This is a genomic window from Streptomyces sp. NPDC048639 (genome assembly GCF_043199075.1).
Lineage (GTDB): Bacteria > Actinomycetota > Actinomycetes > Streptomycetales > Streptomycetaceae > Streptomyces.
The window spans coordinates 122,976-147,988 of record NZ_JBICVP010000014.1; the positions used below are offsets into that span (position 1 = coordinate 122,976).

General features: G+C 69.5%; 24 protein-coding genes. 4 read left to right on the plus strand and 20 right to left on the minus strand.

The features are described 5' to 3' along the window. Nucleotides 1-323 precede the first annotated feature (323 nt). The gene (locus tag ACGFNH_RS30920) at nucleotides 324-785 is read right to left on the minus strand and encodes an Lrp/AsnC family transcriptional regulator (protein WP_393659385.1); all 462 of its coding nucleotides are present in this window, start codon (nucleotides 783-785) and stop codon (nucleotides 324-326) included. A 93-nt stretch (nucleotides 786-878) separates the two neighbouring features. Here ACGFNH_RS30920 and ACGFNH_RS30925 point away from each other — a divergent pair, with 93 nt between their 5' ends. After that, nucleotides 879-1,352 carry a rhodanese-like domain-containing protein gene (locus ACGFNH_RS30925; protein ID WP_393659387.1) on the plus strand — a complete coding sequence of 158 codons (474 nt, stop codon included), beginning with the start codon at nucleotides 879-881 and terminating at the stop codon, nucleotides 1,350-1,352. 308 nt (nucleotides 1,353-1,660) lie between these two features. Here ACGFNH_RS30925 and ACGFNH_RS30930 read toward each other — a convergent pair whose 3' ends face one another. The 5 genes from ACGFNH_RS30930 to ACGFNH_RS30950 form a co-directional block, all read right to left on the minus strand. After that, nucleotides 1,661-2,197, minus strand: a complete 537-nt coding sequence (locus tag ACGFNH_RS30930) for a hypothetical protein (RefSeq protein WP_393659389.1) — start codon at nucleotides 2,195-2,197, stop codon at nucleotides 1,661-1,663. Continuing rightward, complete coding sequence (locus ACGFNH_RS30935) at nucleotides 2,194-3,651, minus strand: ATP-binding protein (RefSeq protein ID WP_393659390.1); 1,458 nt, start codon at nucleotides 3,649-3,651, stop codon at nucleotides 2,194-2,196. Before ACGFNH_RS30935 ends, ACGFNH_RS30930 begins: the two co-directional genes overlap by 4 nt. After that, a complete protein-coding gene (locus ACGFNH_RS30940; RefSeq protein WP_393659392.1) occupies nucleotides 3,648-4,328 on the minus strand; it encodes a response regulator in 681 nt (226 codons plus the stop codon). The genes ACGFNH_RS30935 and ACGFNH_RS30940 overlap by 4 nt, the downstream gene beginning before the upstream one ends. A 40-nt stretch (nucleotides 4,329-4,368) precedes the next feature. Next, nucleotides 4,369-5,997, minus strand: a complete 1,629-nt coding sequence (gene murJ, locus ACGFNH_RS30945; protein ID WP_393659436.1) for a murein biosynthesis integral membrane protein MurJ — start codon at nucleotides 5,995-5,997, stop codon at nucleotides 4,369-4,371. 62 nt (nucleotides 5,998-6,059) lie between these two features. Further along, nucleotides 6,060-7,250, minus strand: a complete 1,191-nt coding sequence (locus tag ACGFNH_RS30950; protein WP_393659393.1) for a lipid II:glycine glycyltransferase FemX — start codon at nucleotides 7,248-7,250, stop codon at nucleotides 6,060-6,062. A 231-nt stretch (nucleotides 7,251-7,481) separates the two neighbouring features. Here ACGFNH_RS30950 and ACGFNH_RS30955 point away from each other — a divergent pair, with 231 nt between their 5' ends. Then, nucleotides 7,482-8,699: an Ig-like domain-containing protein gene (locus tag ACGFNH_RS30955; RefSeq protein WP_393659438.1), complete on the plus strand. Its 1,218-nt coding sequence runs from the start codon at nucleotides 7,482-7,484 to the stop codon at nucleotides 8,697-8,699. A 156-nt stretch (nucleotides 8,700-8,855) separates the two neighbouring features. Beyond that, a complete protein-coding gene (locus tag ACGFNH_RS30960; RefSeq protein ID WP_393659395.1) occupies nucleotides 8,856-9,296 on the plus strand; it encodes a GNAT family N-acetyltransferase in 441 nt (146 codons plus the stop codon). Between the two features lie 130 nt (nucleotides 9,297-9,426). On the opposite strand, the gene ACGFNH_RS30965 is transcribed toward ACGFNH_RS30960, so the two are convergent. Further along, the gene (locus ACGFNH_RS30965; protein ID WP_393659397.1) at nucleotides 9,427-9,627 is read right to left on the minus strand and encodes a ferredoxin; all 201 of its coding nucleotides are present in this window, start codon (nucleotides 9,625-9,627) and stop codon (nucleotides 9,427-9,429) included. Nucleotides 9,628-9,632: 5 nt separating this feature from the next. Then, nucleotides 9,633-10,823 (minus strand): cytochrome P450, encoded by a 1,191-nt coding sequence (locus tag ACGFNH_RS30970; RefSeq protein WP_393659399.1) that lies wholly within the window; start codon nucleotides 10,821-10,823, stop codon nucleotides 9,633-9,635. Between the two features lie 486 nt (nucleotides 10,824-11,309). Between ACGFNH_RS30970 and ACGFNH_RS30975 the strand changes: the two genes are divergently transcribed. Beyond that, on the plus strand, nucleotides 11,310-12,254 hold the full coding sequence (locus tag ACGFNH_RS30975) for an NAD-dependent epimerase/dehydratase family protein (protein WP_393659401.1): 945 nt from the start codon (nucleotides 11,310-11,312) through the stop codon (nucleotides 12,252-12,254). 367 nt (nucleotides 12,255-12,621) lie between these two features. On the opposite strand, the gene ACGFNH_RS30980 is transcribed toward ACGFNH_RS30975, so the two are convergent. The 12 genes from ACGFNH_RS30980 to ACGFNH_RS31035 form a co-directional block, all read right to left on the minus strand. Continuing rightward, nucleotides 12,622-12,801, minus strand: a complete 180-nt coding sequence (locus ACGFNH_RS30980) for a hypothetical protein (RefSeq protein ID WP_393659403.1) — start codon at nucleotides 12,799-12,801, stop codon at nucleotides 12,622-12,624. A 359-nt stretch (nucleotides 12,802-13,160) separates the two neighbouring features. Continuing rightward, a complete protein-coding gene (locus ACGFNH_RS30985; protein WP_393659405.1) occupies nucleotides 13,161-13,874 on the minus strand; it encodes a GntR family transcriptional regulator in 714 nt (237 codons plus the stop codon). 66 nt (nucleotides 13,875-13,940) lie between these two features. Continuing rightward, the gene (locus ACGFNH_RS30990) at nucleotides 13,941-14,615 is read right to left on the minus strand and encodes a hypothetical protein (RefSeq protein WP_393659407.1); all 675 of its coding nucleotides are present in this window, start codon (nucleotides 14,613-14,615) and stop codon (nucleotides 13,941-13,943) included. 64 nt (nucleotides 14,616-14,679) lie between these two features. Further along, a complete protein-coding gene (locus tag ACGFNH_RS30995) occupies nucleotides 14,680-15,492 on the minus strand; it encodes an HAD-IIA family hydrolase (protein ID WP_393659408.1) in 813 nt (270 codons plus the stop codon). Next, nucleotides 15,489-16,895 carry an iron-containing alcohol dehydrogenase gene (locus ACGFNH_RS31000; RefSeq protein WP_393659410.1) on the minus strand — a complete coding sequence of 469 codons (1,407 nt, stop codon included), beginning with the start codon at nucleotides 16,893-16,895 and terminating at the stop codon, nucleotides 15,489-15,491. Before ACGFNH_RS31000 ends, ACGFNH_RS30995 begins: the two co-directional genes overlap by 4 nt. After that, nucleotides 16,892-18,361 carry an FGGY-family carbohydrate kinase gene (locus ACGFNH_RS31005; protein WP_393659411.1) on the minus strand — a complete coding sequence of 490 codons (1,470 nt, stop codon included), beginning with the start codon at nucleotides 18,359-18,361 and terminating at the stop codon, nucleotides 16,892-16,894. The genes ACGFNH_RS31000 and ACGFNH_RS31005 overlap by 4 nt, the downstream gene beginning before the upstream one ends. Before the next feature lie 85 nt (nucleotides 18,362-18,446). After that, on the minus strand, nucleotides 18,447-19,934 hold the full coding sequence (locus ACGFNH_RS31010) for an APC family permease (protein ID WP_393659440.1): 1,488 nt from the start codon (nucleotides 19,932-19,934) through the stop codon (nucleotides 18,447-18,449). 454 nt (nucleotides 19,935-20,388) lie between these two features. After that, nucleotides 20,389-21,222 carry a hypothetical protein gene (locus ACGFNH_RS31015; RefSeq protein ID WP_393659413.1) on the minus strand — a complete coding sequence of 278 codons (834 nt, stop codon included), beginning with the start codon at nucleotides 21,220-21,222 and terminating at the stop codon, nucleotides 20,389-20,391. A 673-nt stretch (nucleotides 21,223-21,895) separates the two neighbouring features. After that, the gene (locus ACGFNH_RS31020; protein WP_393659415.1) at nucleotides 21,896-22,540 is read right to left on the minus strand and encodes a DUF6461 domain-containing protein; all 645 of its coding nucleotides are present in this window, start codon (nucleotides 22,538-22,540) and stop codon (nucleotides 21,896-21,898) included. 255 nt (nucleotides 22,541-22,795) lie between these two features. Further along, nucleotides 22,796-23,635 (minus strand): enoyl-CoA hydratase/isomerase family protein, encoded by an 840-nt coding sequence (locus ACGFNH_RS31025; protein WP_393659416.1) that lies wholly within the window; start codon nucleotides 23,633-23,635, stop codon nucleotides 22,796-22,798. Between the two features lie 674 nt (nucleotides 23,636-24,309). Next, complete coding sequence (locus tag ACGFNH_RS31030; RefSeq protein ID WP_393659418.1) at nucleotides 24,310-24,435, minus strand: hypothetical protein; 126 nt, start codon at nucleotides 24,433-24,435, stop codon at nucleotides 24,310-24,312. A gap of 344 nt (nucleotides 24,436-24,779) precedes the next feature. After that, on the minus strand, nucleotides 24,780-25,013 hold a 234-nt coding region (locus tag ACGFNH_RS31035; protein WP_393659420.1), incomplete at its 5' end, for a MerR family transcriptional regulator.

Consider the following 25,013-nt stretch of genomic DNA (forward strand, 5'->3'; position numbering starts at 1 on the left):
ACAACGTGCTGTTGTACTGCTCGTCGTGCTCCTCAGCTGAGGGCACTGCATTCTGTGTCCGTAAGTACGGTAGCGAGGTGCGGGGCGAGTATCTCCAGTGCCTCTGCCTGTCGGCCCTGTTCGCCGAGCAGCCGTGCCCACTCCCGCGCGCAGAACCACCCCCAGAACTCCACCTTCTCGGCATGGCTGGGTTCGAGAAGTCGAGAAGCCGAGAAGCCGGATGCGGCGGAATGCAACCAGACGGCGTCCCGGCCGATGGTCAAGATCAGCAGCGTCCACAACGCGTACCGTGGCGACTCCCCGGTCGCCGCCGACGGCAGGCTTCACCGCGGTCCAGGCGGCAAGGTGATCGCGCGGCTCGGGAGCGGGCTGGAGTAGACGACACTGGTGGTGACGAAGCCGAGTCCGGCGATACGGCCTGTCGTGCTCTCCAAGTGGTGCATGGAGCAGGCGAGGACCTTGAGCACGAAGCAGTCCTCACCTGTCACATGATGGGCTTCGATGATCTCGGGTGTGCTCGCGACGAGGTCGTGGAATGGCTTGTAGTTACCCGTCGGGTAGCGGAGGCGGACGAACGCCAGGATGCCCAGCCCAAGTCGTTCCGGATCCACTACGGCCGAGTAGCCGCTGATCACACCGCTTTCTTCCAGCCGCCGCACCCGTTCGGTGACGGCGCTGGCCGACATGGACACGGCACGGGCCAACTCCGCGTAGCTGGCCCGTCCATCACGCTGCAGGGCTTCCAGGATGCGTATGTCGGTCTCGTCAAGGGAATCAGTGGCCATCACCCACCATTACCACGGGACCCCCGGCCGATGTAATGAAGGACCGATGATTCTCCATTCCGGCGCAAGGAGACGGTTCGTAGTGTCTTGCTCATGACCAACACCGCGATGAACCCGGCGCTGCCGATGCCGCCCGCCGCTCCCGCCGACGCCGTCGACTTCTTCACCGCACGTCTCAGGTTCCAGACGGACGTCTCCGACGTCCACTACTCGCTCGACTCCGATGATCCGGGCTTCGTCCTGGTCGATTCGCGTGGGGAGGCGGGCTGGCAGCAGGCCCGTGTGCCGGGGGCCGTGCACCTGCCTCGAGCCGACATCCCGGCCCGCGCTGCGGGCCTGCTGGATCCGGCCGTCCCCGTCGTCACCTACTGCTGGGGGCCGGGCTGCGACGGTGCGACGCGTGCGGCCCTGGCGCTCGCCCAGCTCGGTTACCAGGTCAAGGAGATGATCGGGGGTATCGAATACTGGATCCGCGAGGGATTCCCGGTCGAAAGCGCGACCGGTACCGAGCAGCGCCCAGCCGACCCGCTGACCGCTCCTCTCGGCTCCATCACCTGCGCTTGCTGAAGGACACCCCGCGGCCGGGCGGCGTGGTCCGCCCGGCCACCGCGGCCGACCTGTCAGGTAGCGTGCCTGTGCGTCGCCCACGCTGCGTTTCGAGTTGGGCATCGACCGGAGGCCGAGCAGGACGACGAGCCGCTCGAGCGTCCGTGCTACGGCATGGCGGCACGGCAGAGGGAAGACCCAAACCCATTGCTGAGCCTGCCACTTGACCTCTGGTCTGCGAAGGCCAGTGGTCTTACAAGGGCCAGGATCGCCCGCGCGGAGAAGGCACACTCAGAGTGCGCTGCCGTTCTTCTCCGGACGCGGTGCCTTCACCGCGACGGATCCTCGGACGGGACCGCCTCGCATGAGGTCGGCCGTAGCGTGCCGTCGCGTCCCCTGAGGGTCACCTCGGTGCGGTCGGCACGGCCCTCGGCGAACGCAGCCGTGCAGACCAGTTGTTGTACGGCGTTCCTCTCCAGGCGGCGCACCGCAAACGGAGCCGTGATCTGCACGGTGCCCGGGGACGATTCGACCTGCAGGGATCCCTTGAGATCGGGCAGCCCGGTGCGGAGTCCGGCCGCGCGCTCGTTGGCTCGCGGGCCGTCGAGGAGAGTGATGACAGAGCGCGACGTCGACACGGCCTTCTTGCCGGGGTCCTCTCCGGCCGGCTTGACCGGCCTGGTGACGGGCGTCGGACGGCCCTGCGGGGACAGGAAGAAGAGGAGCAGCCGTTCCTCCCGGGTCGGGAGGACCAGCACGGTGGCGGGGCCGCCCGCCTCGATGACTCTGGTTTCCTGTACTCCGCAACCGGTGAGCAGGACGGCCGCCGCTCCGCAGGCCGTAAGGGCGGCGCGCAGGTGTTTCACGGTGTTGCCTCCCCGGCGCTCAGCGGTATCTCCACGGTGAAGACGGCGCCGCCCTGTGGGCTGTTCGCTGCCCGGACCGTGCCCCCGTGCAGGCGTACGTTCTCCAAGGTGATGGCAAGCCCGAGCCCGCTGCCCGCCGAACGGGTGCGGGCTGCTTCGGCCTTGTAGAAGCGGTCGAAGATGTGCGGCAGCGCGTCCGGTCGGATGCCGGGGCCATGGTCGGCGACTTCGGTGACGAGACGGGTGACGCCGTCATCGCCGGTCTCGGTGCGCAGGGTCAGCGCGACGGGTGCATGGCCGTGCCGCAGCGCATTGCCGACGAGGTTGGCGATGACGACGTCGAAACGCCTCGGGTCGAGCCGTGCCCGGACGCCGTCGGGCAGTTCGGTGACGAACCGTGCGGGGTCCGTCCAGTGGCGGCTGGAGAGGGTCTTGCGGATGGTCTGCGCGGCGTCGACCTCGTCGGTGTTCAGCTCCGCGGCCCGGGCGTCGAAGCGGGAGATTTCCATGAGGTCCTCGACCAGGACGGCGAGCTTGCCGGTCTCCGCGCTGATGAGCCGGACGGCGGTGGCGGTGTCGGGGGCGAGGCGGGCGGCGTCCTCGTCGAGGAGTTCGGTGACGGCGAGCATTCCGGCGAGTGGGGTGCGCAGCTCGTGGGAGACGTCGGAGGCGAATCGGCGGGCGCGTGCCTCGGCGCGACGGAGTTCGTCGACGGAGTGCTCCAGCTCGACGGCGGATGCGTTGAAGGTGTGCGCGAGATCGGCGAGTTCGTCGCTGCCCTTGACCTGGATACGGGTGTCGAGGCGGCCGCGGCCCATGCTGTGTGCCGCCTTCCGCAGGTCGCGGACCGGGCGCAGGACACTGCGCGCGGCGAGCAGAGCGGGTATGAGTGCGACGGCGAGCCCGGGGACCGCCCCGTCGCGTGCTGCTGTGACCATGGCCCGGACGCTGGCCTCCTCGTCGGTGAGGGGCATCACGGCGTACAAGACGAGTCCGGTGGGGCGGACGGAGCCGCCCGTGGTGAAGACGGTCGGCACGGCGATGGTCAGCCAGGGGGCGCCGTCCTTGTCGACTCGCTGGAAGCTGCCGCGGGGGTCGCCGAGTGCGGCGCGGCGCAGTTCGGGCGTGATCACGGTCGAGACGGGGCTGGTGCCGGAGGAGATGCGGAGCGAACCGTATTCGGCGAACACGACCCAGGTGCGGGGCTTGCCCTGCCGGGCGAGTTGGCGCAGCGTCTCCTGGAACGACTCGGGCTCGATGGGGAGTTGTGTGCCGAGGGCCTGGACCTGGTCGCGGAAGGAGGAGATGGCCGTGCCCTGGGCCTGGTCGAGGATGGCGCTGCGTGCCTCGCGGTAGGTGAGGGTCGCAGTGGTTCCGGCGCTGACCGCGGCGACCAGCAGGAAGGCGAGTACGAGTCGGGTGCGGAGCCCGAAGCGGGCTCTCCAGCGGCTCACAGCGGGCCGAAGCGGTAGCCGAAGCCGCGCAAGGTCTGTATGTAGAGCGGGTTGCCGGGCACGTCTCCGATCTTGTGGCGCAGGCGGCGTACGCAGGCGTCGACCAGGCGGGCGTCGCCGTGGTAGCTGTGCTCCCAGACATGCTCGAGCAGCTGCTGCCTGCTGAAGACCTGCTCGGGCGCGGCGGTCAGATACAGCAGCAGCTTCAGCTCGGAGGGGGCCAGAGCGAGAGGTTTTCCCGCTTTGGTGACACCGAGTGCGGCGCGGTCGATGGCGATATCGCCGTGAAGTTCGACCGCGGGGCGTCCGCCGGGTTCCTCGATGCGGCGCAGTACGGCCCGGATGCGGGCCTCGATCACCTCGGTGCGGGCGGGCTTGACGATGTAGTCGTCGGCGCCGGCCTCCAGTCCGACGACGACGTCGAAGTCGTCTCCGCGGGCGGTGAGCATGATGATCGGCAGCTGGCTCGCCTCGCGGACCCGGCGGCAGACCTGGACGCCGTTGATGCCCGGCAGCATCAGGTCGAGGAGCAGCAGATCCGGATGGAACTCATCGAGGGCGGCGAGCCCGGCCTCCCCGGTGGCGGCGGTCCGCAGCTCGTGACCGCGGCGGCGCAGGCCGAGCTCGATCCCTTCGCGGACGGAAGGATCGTCTTCGATGAGAAGGACGCGTGGCATGTGCGGAGTATTCCATTCGGCCGTATGAAAAAGCACCTGGTCAGATGCGGTGGGATGGACGATCGGCCCGACGTCTTCGGGCACGGCGGCGCAGTTCGCGGGGCACGGTTCCCAAGACGGCCCGGAGTTCGGTCAGGCGCAGGGGGCGGGCGAGGAGCACGAAGGTCGACAGGATGGCTCCGGCGCCCGCCGCCGTCGCGGCGAGCGGGCCCAGGGTGCTCACACACCTCGCCGCGAGGTGGCCGAGCGTGCTGGCCGGAATCGCCGCGAGCAGCAGCCGGGCCAGGACGGCCGCGGTCGGTGAGCGCCTCAACCCGGTGCGTCCGGCGCTCCTCACCACCGGGGAGAGCCTGCGGTTCAGTACATATCCGGTGGCCGCACAGCCCGCGAAGAGCGCCAGCGTGTACGCGCCGGCCATGCCGGTGACCGCCCAGCGCGCCGGCAGCGCCACATAAGCGGCCGTGGACAGGCCCGCGTTGAGTGCGGCGATCAGCAGGTTCAGCAGGAACGGTGTGCGGGTGTCGGAGAGCGCGTAGAAGGCGCGCGAGAGGACGTACTGGGCGGAGAAGGCGATGAGCCCCGGCGCGAAGGCCATGAGCGCCCAGGACATGGCCGTAATGTCGTCGGCGTCGGTTCTGCCGTACTGGAACACCAGGGCCATGATCGGCTGGGCGAGAGCGAGGAGCGCGCACGCGGCGGGCACGACGGCGGACGCGCTGGTGCGCAGGGCGTGGCTCACGTCGCGCCGCAGGCCGGCGGTGTCACTGTCGGCCGCCGCCCTGCTCATACGTGGCATCAGCGCAGTGACCAGCGACACGGTGACGATCCCGTGCGGCACGGCCCAGAGCAGATACGCGTTGTTGTAAGCGCTGAAGCCGGCGCCGCCGTCGGTCCCCCCGGCTGCCGCCCGCTGCCCCGCCGCCGTCGCAAGGCGGGTGACGACCCAGTACGCGAGCTGGTTGGTGAACACCAGCAGCATCAGCCACCCGGCCGAACGCAGCGGTCGGGTCAGCGCGCTGCCCCGCCAGTCCCACCTCGGCCGCCAGCGGAAGCGCGCCGCGCGCAGGGACGGCAGCAGCGCCAGCGCCTGGATCGCGATGCCGGCTGTGGTGCCCCAGCCGAGCAGCGCGGTCTCGGCGGGGGTGAGCGTGCTCCCGGTTCCCGCTGTGGCCAAGTACAGGCCGAAGACGGCGGTGACGACCACATTGTTGAGGACCGGGGTCCACATCATGGCCCCGAACCGGCTGCGGGCGTTCAGCACTTGCCCGAACAGGGTGAACAGACCGAGGAAGAAGATCTGCGGCAGGCAGTAGCGCGCGAAGGAGACCGTCATCGCCGCCTGCGCACCCGTGTAGTCGGTGTAGGCGGCGACCACCGCGGGCGCGGCGCACACCGCTCCCGCCGTGATCAGCAGCAAGGCCGCCGTGCAGAGAGTGAGCAGTCGGTCGGTGTAAGCGGCTCCACCGTCCTCGTGCTCCTTGGCGGCCTTGACCAGCTCCGGCACGAAGACGGCGTTGAGCGCGCCGCCCAGGAGCAGGATGTAGAGAATCGTCGGGACGGAATTGCCGACCGCGTAGCCGTCGGCGGCTGTCCCGACGCCGAGCGCGGCGGCGACGACGGCGGACCGCAGGAATCCCGTGGCGCGGGAGACGACGGACCCGGCCGCCATGAGCGCGCCGCTGCGCAGCACGGAGGCGGGTGGGGCGACCGGTCGTATGCCGGCGGGGGCGCTCACCGGCGAGCGAGATAGAGCTGGAAGGCGCGGTACAGCGTGTGGTTGGCGGCGCCGCTCAGGGGTCTCTCCCACTCCCCCAGCGTCTCGACGACCTGGCCTCCGGTGCCGAGCTTCCAGCGCAGCAGACCGTACGGGCGGTCATGGGGGTCGAGCGTGGGCGGGACGCCGCGCATGTCGTAGACCTCCGCGCCCCGTGCGTGGGCGTCGAGCATCATCCGCCACTGCAGCGCGTTGGAAGGACGCACCTCGCGTCGGTGATCGGCGGAGGCTCCGGTCTGGTACCAGACCCGCCGCCCCACTGTGACCATGGTGTGTGCTGCGAGGATCTCGCCCTGGTGGCGGGCGAGATAGAGCTTCATGCGGCCCGGCTCCTCGGCGTTGAGGGCCGCGTACTGACGCTCGAAGTACGCCGGCGAGCGGCCGAGGCGGAAGCCGTCGCGCTCCTCGGTGATCTGCAACAGCCGGTAGAATTCGGGGAGTTCGGCGGCGCCGCCCACTTCCACCTCCACGCCCGAGGCATGCGCGCGGCGCACATTGCGCCGCCACTCCTGGTTGAGCCCGGCCCACAGGTCCTCGGTGGTGCGCCCGGCCAGTGGCACCCGGAAGACATAGCGGGGCTGGGCGTCCCCGTCGTCGCCCGGATTGTCGCCGCCGCAGCGGTGCCAGCCGCGGGCCCGCAGCCGTTCCGCCACGGCGGTGCCCAACGGGTCGACCTGGCAGGCCAGTACGTCGCTGAGGCGTCGCCCGGTGCCGGTCACCGCCTTGAGCCGGGCGGCGTTCCACCGGCGAAAGTCCGGCGTGGGTCCGATGCGTACGGCGAACGCTCCCGCGCCGCGCAGATGGCGCAGCAGCGGCATGAGCCATGCGTCGACGTCCGGGTCGCTCCAGTCGGCGACGGGCCCCTCGGGCAGATACGCGAAGTACTTCCGGGTGCCCGGAAACTGACGCAGCAGCACCAGAGCGACTCCTGTCAACTCCCCTGCCGCGGGGCCGGTGTCCGGGCCCCAGCCCAGCAGCTGGGCCTGCCAGCCCTCCTTCACCTCGGCCCAGGAAGGGCACTGCAGGAAACCGGGGCCCAGGGCCGAACCGGTGCGGGATGCCACAAAGGCGCGGTATGCCTGGGCAGTGATGGGCCCCAGCCGTGCTTCTTGCCGGCCGCAGCCTGCCGTCACGAGCAGCGCTGACACTGCGCCTCCCTCGGGTGCTGTGAGTAGGAACGCGAGGAAGGCTCACAGCCGCCCATGACCGTGCCGCGCGGCGAATGTGACCGGACGGCGACCGTTCCCCTCCAACTGCTGTCACCTGGCCGCCAAGCCGGTCACCTGCGCATTTTCGGGATCTAGAGTCCGAGGCCGACGGCATCTTCCCGACTCTCACGGAGGTCTCAGGTGAGCCGAATACGCGTGGGCCCCAGGCGTTTGCGCCGGATACGTGTGACCCCGAACCGTCGGGGCGCCGCCCCCGCGGCCGCGATCGCCGCTCTGCTGACCGCCACGCTGACCGCCTGCTCCGCCGGCGCCGCAGGCCCGGCGAAGTCCGGTGCGGACGACGGCGAGGGGGGTGCGGGCGAGCGACCGCAGACGGTCACCGTGACACCTCGAGGCTCGCGAGCCGAGCCCGGCGAACCGGTCACGGTAACCGCCGAGAACGGCGCCCTCACCTCGGTCACCGTCACCGACGCAGAGGGCCGCGAACTCACCGGCAGGTTGTCGAAGAACGGCCGGACCTGGACCTCGCACCGCAACGCGGCGCCCGGCACCACCTACAGGGTCAATGCCGCCACCCGCACCCGGGGCGGTACGCCAGCAAGCGCGGAGAGAACGTTCACGACCACCGCCGCCGAGACGGTGAACAAGGTGGACTGGCGGCCGGGCAACCACGCCAGGGTCGGCGTGGCACAACCGATCTCCCTGGTCTTCGACCACCCGGTGGAGAACAAGGCCGAGGTCGAGAAACAGCTCAAGGTCACCACGTCGAACAGCACCAAAGGCTCCTGGGGCTGGCTTCGGGACTGGTCCGGCAAGGACCGGGTGGACTGGCGGCCCAAGAAGTACTGGAAGCCCGGCACCGAGGTCACCCTCCACGCCCGGTTGAAGGGAACCGACTCCGGCAGGCGCGGCGGCTGGTTCGTGCGCGACTACAAGGTCGACTTCACCATCGGCGCACGGCGAGTCGCCCAAGTCGACCTCGACAAGAAGCAGTTGACCCTGGAACGCGACGGCACCGTACTGCGGCGGGTCCCGGTCTCCGGCGGCACGCCCGGCGGCGACAAACGGTCATGGCGCGGCACAGCAGTGCTGCTGGCCAAGGAAGGCACAATCCGGATGAACTCCGAATCGGTGGGACTCGGCGACGCCTACGACAAGTTGGTCGACTACTCGATGCGGCTGACCTGGTCGGGGATGTACGCGCATGCCGCGCCGTGGAACGCCGCCTACTTCGGCAGAGCCAACAAGAGTTCCGGCTGCATCGGCATGAGCGACGCCGACGCCAGATGGGTCTACAGCCATGTACGGGTCGGCGACCCCTTCGAGATCAGGGGCAAGGACACCAAAGGCACGATGGCCCCGAACAACGGCCTCGGCCAATGGAACCTCACCTGGGACCAGTGGCGGGCCAGGAGCGCTCTGCGCTGACCGGGCGGGCCCGGGCCTGTCCCGCACAGCCGAGCCGAGCCGAGGAGCCCATCAAGGCCGGCCGAGTCCGATAGTTGCCGATCTTGACGTGTCCGACGCGTATGGGGTCAGATGCGGTAGCAGGTCGACGATGTTGAGGACACCGAAGGGCTTGGCGTGCTCATAGAGAAAGAGGATGCATTCGATCCTGAGGAGATGCTGAACCTCTACGACTCGGTTGGCTGGGAGGGCTACACGAGCGACGTCGACAAACTCTGTCGCGGCCTGGTGAACTCCCACCTCGTCATCACGGCACGAGACTCCTCAGGAACACTCCTCGGCCTGGCCCGGACGATCTCCGACGACGAACACATCTGTTACGTCCAGGACATCGTGGTCAACCCGGCGCATCACAGACAGGGCGTCGGCAGGGCCCTGATCGAGCACCTCATGCGGCGATACTCGCACTGCCGTTTCTTCCTCTTGTCCACGGACCACGAGTCGTCTCCAGAGGGCAAGCGCAACCACGCCTTCTACCGGAGCCTGGGCTTCCTGACCTACGAGGAGAAGCAGATGGCCGGCTTCGGACTGCCCAGAAACCGCCCCCGACCTGCGTGACATGGCGCCATGGACGAGAACGTACGGGCGTCATCGGTCGGCGAGGTAAGTCGGCAACTGAGCCCGGGCGAGCGCGGGGTGGCGGGCGGAGGGCCTGCCGCCCCGCGCTCCTTGCCCGTCGTGGAGACGGTCAGTCGGTCGTGACGGAGATGGCCTGGACCGGGCAGGCGCGGGCGGCGTCCTTGACCATCAGGTCGCCTCCCACGTCCTCGCTGCCGGGCAGGAGTTCGCTGAAGCCGTCGTCGTCCTGGGTGAAGACGTTCGGGGCGGCCAGGGCGCACTGCCCCGCGCCGATGCATGCGTCCTTGTCGACGTCGATGCGGACGGTCACAGGCCTCACCACTCCACGGGGAGTTCGATCATCCCCTGAATCGTGTCCCCCGGCTTGAATGGGACTGCGGCGGCGGGCACCGCGAGTCGTAGTCCGGGGAAGCGGCGGACGAGCGCACCCAGCGCGATCTCCATCTCCGTGCGCGCGAGGTTCTGCCCGAGGCACTGGTGGATACCGAAGCCGAACGCGACGTGGTGCCGGGCCGGGCGGTGCCAGTCGAGTTCGTCCGGGGACGCGTACGCGCCTGCATCACGGTTGATGATCGACGTCGGGAAGACGACGCCGTCGCCGGCCCGGATCACGCCTCCGCCGACCTCGATGTCCTCCGTGGCGACCCGCACCATCCCGTCCGCGATCGACAGGAACCGCATCAGCTCCTCGACGGCGGCCGGCAGGAGGGAGGTATCCGAGCGCAGGTCGTCCAGCTGCTGCGGGTGCTGCAACAGGGTGAAGGTGCCGAGCGAGATCATGTTGGCCGTCGTCTCGTGACCCGCGATCAGCAGGATCGACGCCATGTCGACCATCTCCTCCCGGTCGAAGCCCCCATCGGCGAGCTGCTGCGCGATGAGGTCGTCCAGAAGTCCGTCGCCCGGTTCCCGGCGTTTGCGCTCGACCAGGTCGCCCAGGTAGTCCCGCAGCCGCTCGCGGGCCTCCTCCGAGTCCGAAGGGGCGGGCCCGCGGAGCAGCCGGCGGGACTGCTCCTCGAAGAAGTCGTGATCGGCGTACGGGACTCCCAGCAGCTCACAGATGATCATCGACGGCACGGGGAGGGCGAAGGCGCTCACCAGGTCGGCGGGCGGCCCCTGTTGGACCATCGCGTCCAGCAACTGGTCCACGACGGCCTGGATACGCGGCCGCAGCTCGGCGATCCGCCGGACGCTGAAGCTCGGAATGAGCTTCCGGCGCTGGGCGTTGTGCTCGGGATCGTCGAACCCCAGCAGGGCGGGCGGGCGGCTCCTGCGCACGACCGCGAAGCGCTCGGTGAGAGCGGGGAAGCCCTGGTGCGTCGTGTCGGTGGAGAGACGCTGGTCGACGAGGAGTGCGCGCGCCGTCGCGTGCTCGGTGACGCTCCACGCGGTGCGGCCGTCGTAGAGGGTGACGCGCGCCATGGGCCCGGCTTCGCGCAGCGGTCCGTAGGCGGCGGGCGGGTGGTAGGGGCACGTACGGTCCTGAGGGAAGGTAACGGATTGCGCCATTACGAACTCGCTTCCGAAGATCCAGTCATCCCGGTCCCCCCAACTACATGCCCCAGGCATCTATCTGGTCTACGTGTGATTCGGACAGATTCATCCCACGGTGCGTGGCCCGCGGAGCACGGTCCGGCCTGGGCCGCGTGAGCCGAATCCCGGGTCGGGCGTCCGCCCCCAGGGCCTTAGGGACTCCACCGCACGGTGGGTGACCGCTCAGCTCCCGCGGGTGCGTTCTGGCCTTCCTCCACAAGGGAGGCCACCTCTCCCTTCATCCCCACCCTTGAATTGGCGGGCCACATAGTCGCTGAACTGCATCGACTGAATTGGTCGGGAGGGAGGCGTCGGGGTTGAGCTCCGCCGGGGCACTCGATTCCTGGGATGTCCCGAGGCGATGTCACATCCGCAGCGCCGGTATCCGTCGCAGGGACAGCAGCCCATCACGCGAAAGGCGCCGGCGGAGACACGGACGCCGATACGCGCAAGGAGGCCATCATGAGGGTTCTTGTCACCGGCGCCACTGGCGCCATCGGCGCGCAGCTCGTGCCCCAGCTCATCGACGCCGGTCACACCGTCGTCGGTACCACCACCTCCGAGGCAAAGACGGCCCGGCTGCGCGAGGCCGGGGCGGAGCCGCTGGTACTGGACGTACTGGACGCGACCGCGGTACGGGAGGCGGTGGCACGCGTCCGGCCGGAGGTCATCATCCACGAGGCCACCGCGCTGGCCGGCAATCTGGACATCCGCAAGCTCGACCAGTCCTTCGCGCTCACCAACCGGCTGCGCACGGAGGGCACCGACAACATCCTGGCGGCGGCTACGGCTGCCGGAGTACGGCGCGTCATCGCCCAGAGCTTCGCGGCGGTCGTCTACGCCCGCACCGGAGGCCCGGTCAAGACGGAGGAGGACCCGCTCGACACGACGCCAGTGCCGGGCAGCGAGCAGACGATGGCCGCGATCCGGCATCTGGAGGACACGGTGACCTCGACTCCCGGGGTGGAGGGCGTCGTGCTCCGCTACGGCGGCTTCTACGGCCCCGGCACCTCGCTCGGGTCCGGAGGCGAGCAGGTGGAGATGGTCCGCAAACGCCAGTTCCCGGTGATCGGCGACGGCGGCGGTGTCTGGTCGCTGATCCATGTCGCGGACGCGGCCCGCGCCACCGTGGCGGCCGTCGACCACGGCGCCCCGGGCATCTACAACATCGTGGACGACGAGCCCGCAAGGACCTCCGAGTGGCTCCCGGTCCTGGCCCGCACCGTGGGGGCGAAGCAGCCGATGCGTGTCCCGCGCTGGGTGGGCACCCTGCTGGCCGGCAAGTTCGCCACCGCACTGTCGACCGAGGCCCGCGGCGCGTCGAATGCGAAGGCGAAGCTGGAGCTCGACTGGAAGCCGCAGCACGCGTCGTGGCGGGATGGTTTCACGGAGATGGTGCGGGGGTGATCCGGGGCTGCGACCGCCCGCTGGCAGGACGACGGCGTGGAATCCGTAGTGCGCCATTGCCTGCTACCGCGGTCGATGTGTGCCCGAGAGGCGGTGCGGGCAACTCCGGTCCGGCCGAGGGGGTTTGACTAAGGTCCCGCCCGGCCCGTGCCCCGACAGCCGAGGCCCCGTGCCCGCCCCCCGGTGGATTCGCCCCCGGGTCCGGGGCCCCCTGGCTCACCTGCCGTAGGCGCCGAGCTTCACCTTGCCGGGTGCACAAACGAGGAACGATGCCATCTCACCGCCCTCTCACGCTCGACCTCCATCGTGCGGGCTGCGCCGGGGCGAGGAGAGCACGCCACATCGTCCCTGAGAGGTCCCAGGCACGTCACAGTCCGATCTGCCATGGAAAAGGCGGCAGTTCTGCCGCGCGGCAGTAGATGTCCATCGCCAAGGGCAGCAGCGCTGCCACCGGATGCAGCCGGGCACCTTCCATGCTGGCGAGCTGCCGGGCACTGTGCCGGCAACAGCCGGTGATCTCCCTCCCCTCCGCAGTCACGACCGTCACCGCCGACAGCGCTCCCTGGCACGGAGTCGGGTCCGCCTCATCGGCCGCAGCGCACCGCTGGGCCGTCCCTGTCCCTGATTCCCGGTTCTCCATCGACCGGCTCCTCCCCCTGATCCGCCTGAGCCGCACCCCGACGTCAGAGCGATGCCCGTACCAGGTCTGTTCATTGGAGAGTTGGGGAGTGCATGGGGAGATATTGACGGCACGCTACTTCGTGCGCCCCTTCAAAGCGTCTTCCGCTCCCCCTGGGAAAAGGCTGGAGGACGCCGAGGCCGCTGGTGCGACGGTCCTGCCAGTCGAGTACAGGAATGTCCCGGCGGCTGGCTGACGTTCTGGGCGGCCGGCACGCGTCTGCCGCGTCAGGCCCGCCTGTTGATTCTCAGTTCGAAAACCTCGGGCACGTGCCATTCGGCCGAGACCATGACCGGCCGTCCGGTGGCGTCGAAATCGGTCTGGTCGATGTGCTGCAGCGGAGCACCGCGCCGTACTCCCAGGATGCCGGAAAGGCGGGCGCTCGCCACCACCGGAAGCAACCTGGCCGTAGCGCGCCGCACCGTGTGGCCTTGGGTGGCCAGTAGGGCGTGGAGGGACGGTTCGAGGTGCTCGAGGTCCACGTCCGGTACGAGGATGTGCGGGATCTGGTCGACCGAGTAGACGACCGGACGGCCGTCGGCGGTGCGAACCCGTTCCACCCGCAGCACTTCGAGGCTGCCGGATGCCACCCCGAGCCGGTCCGCGACGTCCCCCTGGGCGGTGCGGAAGCCGGCGTCGAGGACCGTCGCGCCCGGTTCGGCGCCCGCCGCGGCGATCATCCTGGTGTAGCTGAGGCTCGCGTCCAGCGCGTGCTCCGGGCGCGGCACGCGGGTCACGTACGTGCCCGAGCCGTGCACCCGACTCACATAGCCGCCTTCGACGAGCACCCGGACGGCGTCGCGGACGGTGGCACGCGACACGTCGAAGCGGTCGGCGAGCGTGTCCTCGTTGGGCAGCTTGTCGCCGGGCTTGAGTTTGCCGGTGGTGAGCTCGTGGAGAAGCTCGTCGCGCACCCGTTCCACCAGGGTCATCCGCGACATGTGGCCTCCTGAGCTGTTGCGTGCTCGTCATTGTGTCCGTGCGTGCTGCGTTCCGCGGGGTCCCGGTCAAGCGTCGGCCGCCGCGGCGAGCACGGCCTTGACCTGTCCCGCGATGGTGTCGCCGCCGGGCAGCCTTCGTTCGAAGATCGCTCCGCCGATGGTAAAGCCCCAGGCTCCGGCGCGGCAGAGCAGGGCGATCTGCTCCTCTGTGACAACGGATCCGGCAGCGATGACCGGGCCGTCGACCGCCTCCACCACCGCGCGGGTGAGTTCTTCCGGATCGGCCTCCGCGTGCCGGTAGGTGAGCAGGTCCACCCCGTGCACTCCGTCGAGAGCGGTCAGTTGCTTGGCGTGATCGGCGATCTCCGCGACCGTCCCGGAGAGCCTGCTCGGGTGCCCGGCGACGGTGCCGGGGAACGGGCAGTAGAGGATGCCCGATCCGGCGAGGATGTCCCGGCCCAGCGCGGGGGTGGTCCCTCCCAGCACCCAGTCGACGCCCGCGGCGCGGGCGGCCCGCAGCGAACGGGCCTCGTCCTCGGGGGAAGTGGAGACGACCTCCAGCATGACCTCCATGCTCATGCGGTGGGCGGCATCGGTGAGTTCGCGCTGGCGTTGCGGTGAGGCTCCGACGTCCTTGAAGCCGACGTAGCGCAGTCCGCTGTCGCGGAGTGACTTCAGCACGGCCGGGGCGTCGTCGACCGTGCGGTCGTCGTGGGTGAGCATGAAGATGAACTCGATCATCGGCCATCGCTTTCGACGGAGACGGAAGTGGACAGGGGAACGGTCGGTGCCGGGGAGCCGGATGTCATAGGAGCTCCTTGAGCGAGGGGACGACGGCATGGGGCCGGATGTCGGAGTGGGTCAGATCGGCCGGTGAGGTGGCGCCGGTGAGCACCAGGATTCCCGCCATTCCCGCGGCTCTGCCCATGGCGACGTCGGTGTCCAGCCGGTCCCCGACCACGGCGGCCTCGCTCGCCGGTACGCCGAGCCGGTCGAGGCAGGTCTTCGCCATGTGCAGGCTGGGCTTGCCGACGACCGCCTCGGCCCGGACTCCGGTGCACGCCTCGATGGCGGCGGTCATGGCAGCGCAGTCCGGGAGGCCGCCGTCGGCGGTCGGGCAGTACGGGTCCGCATTGGTCGCGACGATCACGGCGCCGGCGCGCACGGCGCGGTAGGCGGCGTGCAGTTTCGCGTAGTCGAAGGTCCGGTCGAAGGACACGACGACGACGTCGGACTCCTCCGGCTCGCTCACCACGGTGAAACCGGCATCGGTGAGAACGGAGTCGATCAGTGGCTCGGTCACGGTGAGCAGCCGGCTCCGCGGATGGTGTTCCTTCAGGAAGAGCACGAGAGCGTCGAGGGCGGTGACGATGTCGTCGGTGGTCGCCGGGACGCCGAGCCGGGTCAGCTTCTCCGCGTAGTCACGGGCACTCTCCAGCGTCTTGTTGGTGACGAACACGACGCGGGCTCCGTCGCCGCGCAGTTGGGCGATGGCCTCGTCCGCACCGGGCAGCAGTGCGTCGCCGAGATAGACCGTGCCGTCGAGGTCCAGGGCATAGCCCGCGTACCGGCGGGCGGGCGGGCGCAGCAGGGAGTCGGTGCGGCGGGTGTCGTTCATCGCCCGGCACCCAGTTCGTCGAGTTCGTCGAGGACGCTCTCGACGAACTCGTCGTCCCACAATCCGAGGAGTTCGGCGAGGTCGGCCACCGTGACGCGGTCCCGCATACGGTGCCCGTTGGCCACGGCCCAGGTCACCGTCTCCCGGTCGTAGCCCTCGCCCAGAGCGCTGAAGCGGACGGGCGAACCGGCGCGGCGCATGGCGTCCACCAGCTCGGCGGGATCGGCGAGCAGGCCGGCGAGCTGCGACTGCACCTCGGGCCACTGTGTGCGCAGACGGGTGAGCCGCAACGGGTCGGCGAGCGCGGCCAGTTTGCCCGAGTATGCCCGCCAGCACTCCTCCGCCGTCGCCGCCCCCAGAGGCGCGAAGGCGGCCATCGCCCTTGACCGTGCGCGTTCCTCCCCCGGCGGACACAGCCGGGGCAGCGGCCCCTCCCCCACCGCGGCACACACCCGGCGCCACACCGTCGCGGCCACCAGGGTGGCGATGCCGACCTGCTCACCGTGCCAGGCCGGTTCCCGGCCCTCGGCGGTCAGACGCATGTCGAGCAGGTGGGAGATCACGTGCTCGGCACCGGAGGAGGGTGCCGTGGCGCCCGTCAGCCCCATGGTCATACCGCTGAGCGTCAGCAGCCGCGCCAGATCGGCGAGGTCCTCGGGATGTTGCTCATCGAGTCGGCCCGCGATCTCCAGCAGCCGCGGGCCGTACGGGCGCACCAGGTCGACGAGCGCGGGGGCGTACGCGCGCCCGAGCCCCAGGGTGTCGGCGAGCAGCCAGTCGGCGGGTGCGGTGAACATCGACATCAGGTCGCCGACACCGGCCCGGTTGAGGTCCCGGGGTGCGGCGGCGATGACCTCGGTGTCGATGATCAGGGCTTCGGGCCAGCGGCTGGTCGTCGTGCGCTTCGTGCCGGAGACCAGCAGAACGCTCTGGTCGTCGGCGAACCCGTTGACGCTGGCAGCGGTCTGGACGATGGCATGGGGGAGGTCGTTGCGCCGGGCGACCACCTTCCCGATGTCGGCGAGGGTGCCCGAACCGACGGTGACGAGAGCGGCGGCGTCGAGGGCGCCGGCGACCGCCCGGTCGAGCGTCGTGGCATCCGCGTGCAAACGACCGGTGCCGCTGGGCAGGGTGACCCGGCGCACCGGCCGGCTCTGCCCCAGGGAGTCGATCACGGCCTGGCGCACCTCTCCGCGCGGCCCCGCGTAGGGCACGTCGTCGGTGAGGACGATGATGTCGCCGGGACGATCCGCGGCCAACTCGCCGACGACGGCGGCGGTTCGCTCGAGCGCGCGGGGCCCGATGACCAGGTGGCGCAGGCGCAGCGAGGAGACGGGGACGCCGGCGGCAGCGGCCACGTCCTCCAGGCCCGGCAGGCGGCGGACATCACCGGGGGCGGTCACAGGAGGGCTCCTTCCACACCGTCGAACAGGGCGCGGTAGCGCACGTACGACTCGGCGTACACATCGGTCGCGGCACGGCCCGGCAGGACCGGCTCGGGGGCAAGGCGTACGGTCCGGGCGACAGCGTCGCCGATGTCCCGGAAGATGCCCGAGGCTGTGCCGGCCAGCATGGCCGCACCCAGCGCCGTGCCTTCCTGCGAAAGGACCGGACGGACCGGGCGCCCGAGGACGTCGGCCTTGATCCGGCACCACAGCGGGCTGCGGCCGCCTCCACCGACGATGCGCACCTCGTCCCCGGCGAGCCCGAGCGCGTCGAGCCGGTCCACGATGTCGCGCAGGGCGTAGGCGCAGCCTTCGAGCACCGCGCGGGCCAGGTGGGGGCGGCCGTGGTTCATCGACAGGCCGTTGAAGCAGCCGCGCATGTCCGCGTTCCAGCGCGGGGCGGTCGCCCCGGTCAGGGCCGGCAGGAAGAGCACGCCGTCACTGCCCGGGGGCGCCTCGTCGGCCAGGTCGAAGATGTCCGACTGGGCGACGTCGAGGACGGCGGTGGCGAGCCACAGGGTGCTGCCGCCGGAGACGAATCCGGGGTTCTCGACCAGGTACGTGCCGGGGACCGCGTGCCCGTGGGTCTCGACGAGCCGGTCGGCGTCCAGGACCAGTTCGTGGGCCGCTGCGGTGACCGGTTCGGCCGTACCCGTGACGTCCGCGACAACACCCGGCGCGATCGCGCCGGCGGCCAGTGACGCCGCATGCTCGTCGCCCGTGCCCACGACGACCCGGCACTCCCGCGGGAGTCCGAGGGCCTCGGCGGCGGTGCGGGTGAGCCCGCCCGCGACCTGGGTGGCCGGGGCGACGGCGGGCAGCAACGCGGGGTCGATGCCTGCCGCCTCGCACAGCTGCGGGTCGTAGTCTCCGGTGTGCAGGTCGTAGAGCAGGGTGGACGAGGCGTTCGCCGGGTCCTGGAGAAAGGTGCCGGTGAGCCAGGCGAGCAGGTAGCCGCCCACCGGCAGCAGCTTGCGGGTGAGACGCCAGACCTCCGGGTCGTGGTCGCGCAGCCACATCATCTTCGGGGCGCTGTGGGAGGCGTCGGCGTTCAGCCCGGTGCGCTCGAACAGCCACTGCTCGCCGACGGCGTCCGCGAGCGCGTCGGACTGGTCGGTGGCGCGGCGGTCCAGCCAGATGAGGGCCTGGCGCAGGGGCCGGCCGTCCGCGTCGACCGGTACGACGCCGTCGACCTGGCTGGCCAGCGCCAGCATGTCGACCGGAACCGCATGGTCGGCGAGCAGTTGGCGGACGACCAGGCAGAGCCCCGTCGTCCAGTCGGCGGGAAGCTGCTCGGCCCAGCCGCTCTCCCGGTGGTGCATCCGCAGGGGTGCGCTGGCGACGGCCGTTGTGGCGCCGGACTCGTCGACCAGGACGCCTTTGATGCTCTGCGAGCCGACGTCGACACCGATCACATGACCCATCTTCGTCTCCAAAGTCAGCAGACGTCAGATGACTTTACTCGTGGGGAGGGCACGATTCAAGGCCACGCCCTCCCCATGAGGGCAGTCAGCCGACGGCACTCCGGCCCGATCGGGCCTGGTTCTCCACGCCTTCCCCGGCTTCGCCGGTCGCCAGCACGGCGCCGGTGACGGCCAGCTTCTCGGGCCGCCTGCGGCCCACCCAGATCGCGGCCGCCGCCACGAACGCCGCCCATGCCACGATCAGCCACGGCAGCCAGGTGTACGGCGCGGTGGTCTGCTGCTGAATCTGCCCGACGAGCAGGCCCGCCATCAGCGCGATCGCGATCCCCGGGAGCACGGCGTGGCGTACCACGCGGAAGCCGCCCTCCTTGCGGAAGAAACGTATCGCCGCGATGTTCGTGAGCACGTAGACCGGCAGAATGCCGAGCGTCAGCAGGAAGCCCAGGTAGCCGTAGACATTGGAGCCGCCCGCAGGACTCCCCAGTCCACCGGAGAAGGCGCCGACGGCCAGCGCGACGACGATCGAGAAAACACCCTGTGCGATCACGGCGTACGTGGGCGTGCGCCGCTTCTCGTCGACGTGGGCGAAGAGCCTGGGCAGCATGCCCTCGCGGCCCATGACGTGCAGGATCCGGACGATCCCGGTGTTGGAATTGACCATGACGGCGAACATCGACGACACCGCGGCCAGGATCACCAGGAGCTTCATCCAGGGCGCGTAGGTCGCGGCCAGGTCGTTCCATGGGGTCGAGTCGCCCGTGAGCCGATTGGCCTCGTCCACACCGATGCCCACGACCTCGGCCCACACGCAGAACACATAGATCGCACCGACGAACAGGACCGACAGCCCGATCGCCCTCGGCACGTTGCGGGCCGGTTTGCGCACCTCCTCGCCCAGTGTGGCCGCGGCCTCGAAGCCGACGAAACTGAGCGCGGCGAAGACGAACCCGGTGACCAGGCCGCCCATCCCGTTCGGCGAGGCGCTCGGGGACAGCGGCTCGGCGGTGAGCCCGTCCTTCCCGCCCTGCAGCACGACGATCACGGCGAGCGTCACCACGATGATGACTTCCGCCCCGAACAGCACCAGGGCGGTGCGGAGGGACGACTGGACGCCGGCGAGCGCCAGGACGATCATGAGGACCGCGGGAACGAGACCGATGACCCACCAAGGGATGTCGAGGTGGAACTCGTCGCGCAGCGTGCTCTGCAGGTACGCCCCGATCAGTCCGATCTCGGCCGGCGGGAGCAGCGCGTAGGCGACGAACATCAGGCCGCCCGTCACGAACCCGGAGCGCGGGCCTATGCCACGGGTGACGTACGTGTAGAAAGCACCCGCGCTCGGCAGCCGGGACGACATCTCCATGATCCCCGATGCGGTGATCAGGATGGCCACCAGGCACAGGAGGTACACCAGCGGGGTCGCGGCTCCCGAGAACGGGGTCGAGAACTGCGGATTGAAAAAGGTGGACACCGCGGGGCCCATGATGGCCGCGGACATGATCACGGCACTGCCGAGCCCAACGGCGTTTCTGCGCAGGCGTGGTGGCTCCTGCGGTGTCTCTGGTCGGGACATCTCACTCACGGACGATCCTCCCTGGGGACGGGCCGCTCCGCCTTCTCCAACGACATCTGCAGGTCAACGTGAGCAGCGTCATGGCCGGGGAGCATGTCGTCAGACGTCTGCTGTGTCAAGAGTTCTGTCATCCGATGGCTGCAGACCGCCGAGCCGCCGGGACGGAATCGCACAGGCTCTGATCAACAAGGCGGGGGCGCCTCTTGCGAGTGCGGGACCGGCAAATCCGGAACAGCTCGGGCATGGCGGCCACTGCCGGATGGATCAGTGCAGCCGGTGCAGCCGCCTCATCCCGAACGAGGGCCCACCCCGCGCAGCGGCAGTCGCCCGCGACCGGACCAAGGGCCATGCGGGCCCCTTCGTAGGGGAGTTCACAGCGGAGGAGGGGCATGCCCGGAGGCGGAGCGACCCGGATTTCCAGGGCCCCCGGGGCACGGTCGGGCGCGCCGGGAGATCAGGGAGCAAGCTCGCCGAGGGACACCTCATCCGCATCGCAGACGTTGAACATGGCCGGCTCGCCGTCACCATCGGTCACGTCGACCGAAAGGTCCTCGTCCTCGGGCAGCAGGCCGACCTGGACCTTGTCCGACTGGAAGCAGCCGTCCTCGGGGTTGTCCTCACCGATAGGGACGTCGGGGAATTCGACGGGGGCCGACACGCTCATATTCGGTCCCACCTCGATCGGCTTATCGCTGAGCTCCGCGTTGTCGACCATCACGTAGTCCTCCGCGGAGAGTGTGATGCCGCCGGTGATGAGACACGTTTCGTCAGTGATGTTCTCGATCGTCACGAAGGCCTCGGCAAACTCGGAGTCGGACCCTTCCTTTCCGAGGACGAAGCTCGCATCAGCGATGTCGTTGCTGCAGGGCGGCGCCTGCCCGTCGCCATCGGCGCCAGTGTCGCCGCCACCACTGGTGGAGCTGCCACCGGTGTCCCCCTTGCCGGAATCACCCTTACCGGAGTCCCCCTTGCCGGCTCCGGACCCGGAGCCGGAGCCGCCGCTGTCCTTACCCTCGCTGCCCTTCGAGGTGGCGGACGCGGAGGAGGCGGGCTTTTCGCCACCGGCGTTGTCACCCTTGTTTCCCTCGCAAGCGGTCAGGCCCAGGCTTGCCACCAGGAGCGCGGTGGCCGAAATAGCTCGAACTCGCATTTTGTCTCCATTCGCAATCTCGTCTCGGCCACGCCGCAGAAAGGGCCATGGCCACATCACGTAGCAAGGAGACTTCGAGGTCGGCGACGGGTTCTCCCCCGCCGGAGTGACGCACATCACGTCGAGGGAGGCGATCACGGGTCGCCACACCTTCTTCACAGCCTCAACTTGCCGCATGTCGTTACACCTGAGGGCGCACAGCCCCACGTCGCGGCACACCTTCCCGCCAGGGTGACTACATGGCCCATTGCCAGCCGAATGGACGGCGGCCAGCAGCTCCGCCGAATCAGGAGCTGGACAGATCAGTCGTCAGACGTCTGATCTTAGCTCCATCAATTCTTCACACCGCAGGGAAGCGGCAGTTCACGAACCCTCCATCGGACGCCGACCAACCGGTCACAACGAGCGCCGACCCCACGGCTGTTCGCGCCCGGTCGACTCCGTCGGCTTCGCCGCGCCATCCGCAAGACCGGCAACCAGTTCTGCCGCTCCACCACCACCGCGGGCGAGTCCATCCGAGGCCTCTTGGCGTCCTGCGGCGGGGAGTTCGGACACTTCGTCGAAGATCGCTTGAGACGTGGCGAAGCGGTTCGGCAGCGCATGTCCCGCGGCGGGGCCCGGATGCAGGACACCTTGGCGTCGGCCTTCCATCCGGAAGAGACCCCGTACCGAAGAAGGGGAAGGAACCTGCCCTGTTTCGCACAGCCGGGATAGCGGCCGATGAGGGTCCGGCGCCGATGAGACGGAGGGCGATCGTGCCGCGAACGCCCGACCGTCGCGACCGGACCGGCCGGTGGCGCCTCTGGGCGAGTCAGCCGAAGGGAGTGACCAGCAGCGGGATGCGGCGCAGGTCTTCCAGCGTGCAGTGCAGGCCCGCGAGAGCGCAGATGGCACGCATGCCGATGTCGTAGTCGGGATCGCCCGGGTCGAGGTAGTCATGTTCGACGGTGCCGGCTGCCTCGAATGCCGCACGCAGTTCGGCCGGCATATCCGGGAGATCCTTCTCGAGGTCGAGATCGTCGACGTTGATGTGGGCGAGCATCTCACCGTCGACGGCGTACGCGAAGTTGGCGTCCGCGTTGATGGAGTACGTACTTGTTGCGGCGGCGCGGCCGTTGGCGGACAGCGGCTCCGTGTGGTCGTGCTCGGTGAAGAGGGAGTCGTCGTAGACGAATGTCCATGCACCGATGCGTCCCGCCAGCAGGGCAGCATGGGTCCCCGGTTCGATTCCTAGGACGGCTGCGGGCAGGGAGGCCCCTCCGTCGGTCCTGGCGTCGGGCAGTTCGCACGAACGGAACAACGTCGGGTTGGCGCCCAGCATTTCGAGTGCTGCTGCCGGTTCGAGGTCGCGGACCACGTGCACGCTGTGATGGGGGTCTTCGTCAGCCAACTCGCTGATCCACAGGGGTGTTCCCTCATCGTCGAGCGTGTTCGGCGGGAATCCGGGTGTCGGCATGAGTGACCTCGATTCTGGGTTTGCGGGACCGTTCGCCGGAACCGTTGGCCGCCCCGAGAGGATGCCGCGAGGTTGATGGCGGCCCTTCCGCTGGTGCAACGGTCCACACCCAGGTCTACGAGGTACGGGCGAGGGAGGTTCGACAGCTCATGGCCGTCCACGCGGGCGAAGGCTGTGGCACGACCCGGAAATCGTCAACGAAGTGCTGCAGGATGCCTTCCTCGCAGCGTGGCGCTCAGCCGACTCTCGCGCTCCTCAGTCGACGGCCTTCAAGTCGCCCAGAGCGTCTCCGAGGCCGAGTTCGGTGGCACCACGAGTCTGGAAGCCCTGCTCGAACAACTCGGCCGTGCGCTGCTGCGCCCCTTCGCCTCGGACGAGCTGCTGGAACAGCGCGGCGTCTGCGCGTACTTCGGCGGGAGCCGGCAGGCTGATGGCGTTGATGGCCGACTTGGCTGCGATCAGCGCATCGCGGGGAAAGCCGCCCATGCGCGCTGCGATGCCTGCTACGAACGCGTCCAGTTCGGCGTCAGGGACCGCACGGTTGACCCATCCATAGCGTTCGGCGAGGTCGGCGTCGAAGTCCGACGATGTCAGCACGGCTTCGAGTGCTCGGCCCCGGCCCATCAGACGGGTGAGGTGCTGGATCGCGCCCGCGCCGGGGGGTGTTCCGATTCCTACTTCGATCTGGCCCAGGATGGCGTTCTCCCGGGAGGCGAAGCGCATGTCGCAGGCCAGGAGGAACTCGCTGCCCGCTCCCCGCGCACGGCCGCGGAGCTTGGCGATGCTGACGGCCGGGAGCTTGCTCAGCTTGCGGAACAGCATGCCAAGGGAGGCGTCGCCGGGGCCTCCGGCTTTCGCGGCCTCAGCGGTGTATTCGGCGACCTTCGTCATGTCGACGTGCGGGAAGAAGAAGTCGGCGTCCGCACTGTCGAAGATCACCACGCGTGGGGCGGTCGGGTGTGACAGTTCCTCCAGCAGTGCGACCAGGTCCCGCACGACTTCGGGACCGATGAGGTTCATCGGCGGCGCGTTGAACGTGGCGGACAGGACGTTGCCGTCCAGCCTGGTCTTGATGGTTTCGTACGAGGCGGTCATCTCGCTCTTCCTGTCAGTCCCGTCCTTCGTGCGGACTCGGTCAGGGTGATGTCGTGGGAGTCGGCGGAGGCGACGACTTGGAACGGGAATGGTGACGAAGGTCGAAGCTGGTGGCGCCGCGCCGGATCGCTCGGAGCACGCCGTCCAATACAGGCTCGACAGCATCGCCGCTGCGCTCCCGGAACAGCGCGAAGGAAATGCTCACCGTGCTCAGGACGAGTTGAGGGATGCGTCGCGCTGTCGAGATCCACTGGCGGCCACGAGAGGAGACGCTATGGGCATTCGAAGGCGATTCTGGGCAGCGACACCGCCATGCCGTCCCACACACAGGGGCATGCCCGGTCGCCGCGAGGAGCGGTCGACGGTTGAACGCGATCCTCCGGGATTGCCCTCGCTCTGCTGCCTGTCCTGTCCATACTGGGCTTCTTCATGGTCATTGATGAAGCTCTCGGCGGCGTGGGGCCCTCGGTCCGCTATGACCTCAGCGTCTGGATGCTCGCCGGCTCCGGTTCTCGGCCTCGCCGTACTGCTCCTGCCCGCGCGGGCCTTCGACCGCCCCGCCCGTTGGCTCTCCTCGTCGGCCAATGCGCCCTGATACCCGTCACGGCTGCGCTGGCCGCCGCGGCGAAACGGCCTGGCCGCACCCGCCCTGGGCCTCGTCCACGCTCGGCCGGTCAGGCATCGGTCGCAGCCAGGAGGTCGTCCGCGTCCACGATCCGGTAGCCGTACCCCTGCTCCGCGACGCACTTCCTGCCGGAGCACCATGACGGCGTGGGCACCCGTTCGGGCTGGGCCGTCATTCCGGCGGCTCACGCTGGGCTCAACACCACCGGTAGCGGCGGAGAGGCGTGAATGCGCACGGTACCGGGTGCTCCTTGTATCGACGCTCCCAGATCGCGTGTCGGCCGGAGTCGACATTGGGTAGTGGCGTGGCTATCTCGTCCTGGTCATCCGGGCGGTGACGGTGCCCGGCCCTGCGCGCCCCGCAGGGTGATGCCGCCTCCGCCCCGGCGTAACACCCGGAGTCCGGGCGCTGGCGTGAAGACCTGGTGAGGGCGATGTCGCCCGGGACGCTGAAGCGTTTCGAGCAAACTTGCGCGAACAGCAGCGACAAAGCTGCCGGGAAAGCCGCAGGTCCCAGCTGTCAGGCCTCGGTCGTCGGGTTCGCTGATTCGGCGGCGTGGCGGTATTCGGCGTTGATGCGCTGGGCTTCTTCGAGCTGGTCTTCGAGGATGATGATGCGGCAGGCGGCCTCGATGGGGGTGCCCTGGTCGACGAGTTCGCGGGCGCGGGCGGCGATGCGCAGCTGGTAGCGGGAGTAGCGGCGGTGGCCGCCCTCGGATCGGAGCGGGGTGATGAGGCGGGCTTCACCGATGGC

Excerpts from the sequence above, each read along its gene's own strand:
- ACGFNH_RS30920 (WP_393659385.1), bottom strand. The coding sequence starts at position 785 with ATGGCCACTGATTCCCTTGACGAGACCGACATACGCATCCTGGAAGCC.
- ACGFNH_RS30925 (WP_393659387.1), top strand. The coding sequence starts at position 879 with ATGACCAACACCGCGATGAACCCGGCGCTGCCGATGCCGCCCGCCGCT.
- ACGFNH_RS30940 (WP_393659392.1), bottom strand. The coding sequence starts at position 4,328 with ATGCCACGCGTCCTTCTCATCGAAGACGATCCTTCCGTCCGCGAAGGG.
- murJ (WP_393659436.1), bottom strand. The coding sequence starts at position 5,997 with ATGGCGGCCGGGTCCGTCGTCTCCCGCGCCACGGGATTCCTGCGGTCC.
- ACGFNH_RS30970 (WP_393659399.1), bottom strand. The coding sequence starts at position 10,823 with ATGGCGCAATCCGTTACCTTCCCTCAGGACCGTACGTGCCCCTACCAC.
- ACGFNH_RS30975 (WP_393659401.1), top strand. The coding sequence starts at position 11,310 with ATGAGGGTTCTTGTCACCGGCGCCACTGGCGCCATCGGCGCGCAGCTC.
- ACGFNH_RS30985 (WP_393659405.1), bottom strand. The coding sequence starts at position 13,874 with ATGTCGCGGATGACCCTGGTGGAACGGGTGCGCGACGAGCTTCTCCAC.
- ACGFNH_RS30990 (WP_393659407.1), bottom strand. The coding sequence starts at position 14,615 with ATGATCGAGTTCATCTTCATGCTCACCCACGACGACCGCACGGTCGAC.
- ACGFNH_RS30995 (WP_393659408.1), bottom strand. The coding sequence starts at position 15,492 with ATGAACGACACCCGCCGCACCGACTCCCTGCTGCGCCCGCCCGCCCGC.
- ACGFNH_RS31005 (WP_393659411.1), bottom strand. The coding sequence starts at position 18,361 with ATGGGTCATGTGATCGGTGTCGACGTCGGCTCGCAGAGCATCAAAGGC.
- ACGFNH_RS31010 (WP_393659440.1), bottom strand. The coding sequence starts at position 19,934 with ATGTCCCGACCAGAGACACCGCAGGAGCCACCACGCCTGCGCAGAAAC.
- ACGFNH_RS31020 (WP_393659415.1), bottom strand. The coding sequence starts at position 22,540 with ATGCCGACACCCGGATTCCCGCCGAACACGCTCGACGATGAGGGAACA.
- ACGFNH_RS31025 (WP_393659416.1), bottom strand. The coding sequence starts at position 23,635 with ATGACCGCCTCGTACGAAACCATCAAGACCAGGCTGGACGGCAACGTC.
- ACGFNH_RS31030 (WP_393659418.1), bottom strand. The coding sequence starts at position 24,435 with ATGACGGCCCAGCCCGAACGGGTGCCCACGCCGTCATGGTGCTCCGGC.